Origin of the sequence: Dapis hubbardiae BLCC-M172, assembly GCF_050016015.1 — a bacterium.
Taxonomy (GTDB): domain Bacteria; phylum Cyanobacteriota; class Cyanobacteriia; order Cyanobacteriales; family Microcoleaceae; genus Trichodesmium.
This window is the reverse complement of the sequence record NZ_JBNHEQ010000009.1, coordinates 56,974-58,179: the sequence shown is the minus strand read 5'-3', so window position 1 is coordinate 58,179 and position 1,206 is coordinate 56,974. Positions and strand designations below refer to the sequence as shown.

Annotated in this window: 1 protein-coding gene; it reads left to right on the top strand. The window is 30.4% G+C overall.

The genetic code is table 11. From position 1 onward, the window contains the following. Window positions 1-88: 88 nt before the first annotated feature. A partial coding sequence (locus tag ACP6PK_RS00920) for a class I SAM-dependent methyltransferase (RefSeq protein WP_426556961.1) occupies window positions 89-1,206 on the top strand: 1,118 nt, incomplete at its 3' end.

Sequence of the window (1,206 nt, the reverse complement as noted above, 5' to 3'; positions counted from 1 at the left end):
CTTCTTACTTCTTACTTCTTACTTCTTACTTCTTACTTCTTACTTCTTACTTCTTACTTCTTCCTTCTTCCTTCTTCCTTCATAAAAAATGTTTAATTTAGATTTTCCCAAAGGTACAGAAATAGATTACTTAACCAAATTTTCTGGTTGGTATATTCCTGAAAATAACCGCAATGTAAAACTAGCTGTTCATATAAATTCTCAACCTTATACTTCCCTTTTACATGGTGCATATAGACCAGATGTTGCTACTGCTTTTCCAGAGAAAAAATATGCTATTCATAGTGGTTTTTGGGGTGAAATTTTACTACCAGAAAATATTAAACCAGAGACAGATGTAAAAATAGAAATATTCCTTGATAAAGAGGAAAAGACATTATTATTTCAAAATCAATTCAAAGTTATTGGTAAACCCCCTAAACTACCCACAAGAGAGAAAAATTTTAACCTAGAAAAAATATTGATTTGCCCACAATGCCATCAAAAAGCTAAACCATGTAATGCAGAAAATTGTCCTGTATGGATTAGGGGAAATACTCCTCATATTTTACAATCTGGAGAATTACCATTTATTAAACTAACAGAAATAGAAAAAACTCATCCTTATTCAGAAGGAATTTTAAAAATATTAAATCAAATTGGGGAAAATGGAATAATTCTAGATTTTGGCGCAGGTAATACTCAAAAAGAATATCTCAAGCCAAATATTTGTTATTTAGATGTGCAGCAATATCAATATACAGATTTAGTTTGTTCAACATTAAAATTACCATTTATTGATAATTGCTTTGATGGGATAATTAGTCATGCCGTTTTTGAACATTTACCAAATCCATTTATCACTGCTAAAGAACTTTATCGTATTTTAAAACCAGGTGGTTTAATCTTTATTGATACTGCCTTTTTACAACCACTTCATGCTGACCCTAGTCATTATTTTAATATGACAATTCATGGTTTACAGCAGATTTTGTCAGACTTTGAAGAAATAAATAGTGGTATTTTGCCTCATCATTATCCATCTTATAGTATGATGATGTTGATTCAAACTATCTGGCCTTATATTCAACAAAAAGAATGGCAAGACCGTTTAGAAGATTGGCACACTTTTTTAGTACAAGAGGGCGATAATTTAGATATGGCATTAGGAAAAAAAGGCAGAGAAATTTTAGCAGCAGGAGTATTTTTTACAGGAAAGAAAACTTA